Source organism: Actinoalloteichus spitiensis RMV-1378, from assembly GCF_000239155.1.
GTDB classification, from domain to species: domain Bacteria; phylum Actinomycetota; class Actinomycetes; order Mycobacteriales; family Pseudonocardiaceae; genus Actinoalloteichus_B; species Actinoalloteichus_B spitiensis.
Genome location: NZ_AGVX02000635.1, coordinates 1 through 1578, shown reverse-complemented (window position 1 = coordinate 1578; position 1578 = coordinate 1). Strand labels below are relative to the sequence as shown.

1 protein-coding gene is annotated in these 1578 nt (G+C 72.2%); it reads right to left on the bottom strand.

Annotated elements, in window-relative coordinates; genetic code table 11:
• Positions 1-66: 66 nt before the first annotated feature.
• Positions 67-1233 (bottom strand): SagB/ThcOx family dehydrogenase, encoded by a 1167-nt coding sequence (locus ACTIDRAF_RS30710; protein WP_016701080.1) that lies wholly within the window; start codon positions 1231-1233, stop codon positions 67-69.
• Positions 1234-1578 lie beyond the last annotated feature (345 nt).

Genomic DNA, 1578 nt, shown 5'->3' with positions numbered 1-1578 from the left:
AGCGGCCAGCCCCGGCTGGCCGCTCGTGCCGCGCCTCCTCGCGACGCGGCTGGTCGCCCGGCCGGCTCAGCCCGTTCCGTGGGGACCCGCCGTCAGACTCGACCGGTCGACCAGCCCGGCGCGGGTAACCCCCTTCGGCATGCCGTTCTCGGCGTAGACGGGGTGGCCCGCCCCGAACATGTAGACGGTGCCCTCCTCGAAGCCGTCGACGCCGAGGGACGCGTCGGTCTCGTCATCGCGGAACGCGGCGCTCTGCCAGGCGCCCAGACCGAGCGCGGTGGCCGTCAGCACGAAGGTCTGGCCGAGGTGCCCGGCGCTGAGCAGGGTCACCCGCAGCGCTCGCGAGTTGCGGTACTTGTACATCGTGCGTTCGAACACGGCGGTCACGAAGCACACGAACGCCGACGGCGTGCACATCTCCGACTCGTAGGTCAGCCGGTGCAACCGTGCCCGGTCGAAGTCGGCGTCCACCAGTTCGAGCGCGTGCGACTCCCCGTCGTAGTGGTACAGCCCCGGCGGGACCCCCTCCACGTCGAGCACCGCCACGTAGCCCTCGAGTTCGTGGCGGGCCCCACCGCACGGACTGGTGCGCAGCATGAGGGTCCCCAGGTCGCCGGCGTCGTAGAGCTGGGTGGGCGCGAAGGTGTAGTGGAGGATCGAGGACAGGTCCCGCATGCTCACATCCTCGCCGGTGAACACGCGGTGGGTGCGGCGGCGCAGCAGGACGTCACCGAAATCGTCGGTCAACCGGCGCACGTCCCGGGGCAGGTAGACGCGGGGAGCGGACGGGTAGTGCTTGAAGATGGCCGGTGGTGTTCCCCCGGTCTCCCGCACCCAGCGGGCGTCCGCCCGCCGCTGTTCCACGCTGTCCCCCGTGTAGATCGCGTTGCGGGTACCGAAGTGGAAGAACCGCGCGTCCTCCCCCCAGTCGCGCCAGGCCGCCAGGAACCGCTCCTCCCGGTCGGCCCCCGCCCTGGAGATGAGCAGCCCGTCCTCGGCGAGGAGTTCCACGGCGGCGCGGACCGAGTCGGGGTCGTGGTCGGGGTGGTCGTCGACCACCGCCTCCACGTCGGTCCACTCCTCGAACAGGCCGAGCAGCCGCACCGCCTCGGAGTCCACGGCCACCGCGTTCTCCGTCTCCTCGTCGGTGGAACGCGGTTCCAGGTAGTTCTCCGCGGTGAGCTCGCCGTCGTGCCAGTACAGGGCGAGACTGCGTGCGCGTCGGTATTCCATGCCACCCCTGCTTCCACTGCTGGTCGGCCGCGCTGGGACGGCCGTGGACAACCTCGACGTCGGACCGGTGGAGGACCGACCCGGCTCCGCCCTCGCCACCGGGCACGGGTGGGAGGGCCGGGAGCGCGCGACCGCGCTCCCGGCGGGTCGGCGGCCCGGTGGCGCCCGAGGACACCGCGACCGGACCGCCGACCGTCAGCCCGCGACACCGGGCGGTGGCGCGGGTCCCCGCCCGGGATCAGGCGTGGTTGTTCAGGATCCGGGTGCGGGTCCGCTTGCGGCGCACCTTCAGCTCGACCTTCTTCTTCATCGTCGGCACCTCCCTTCACCATCGGCGGGACCGGG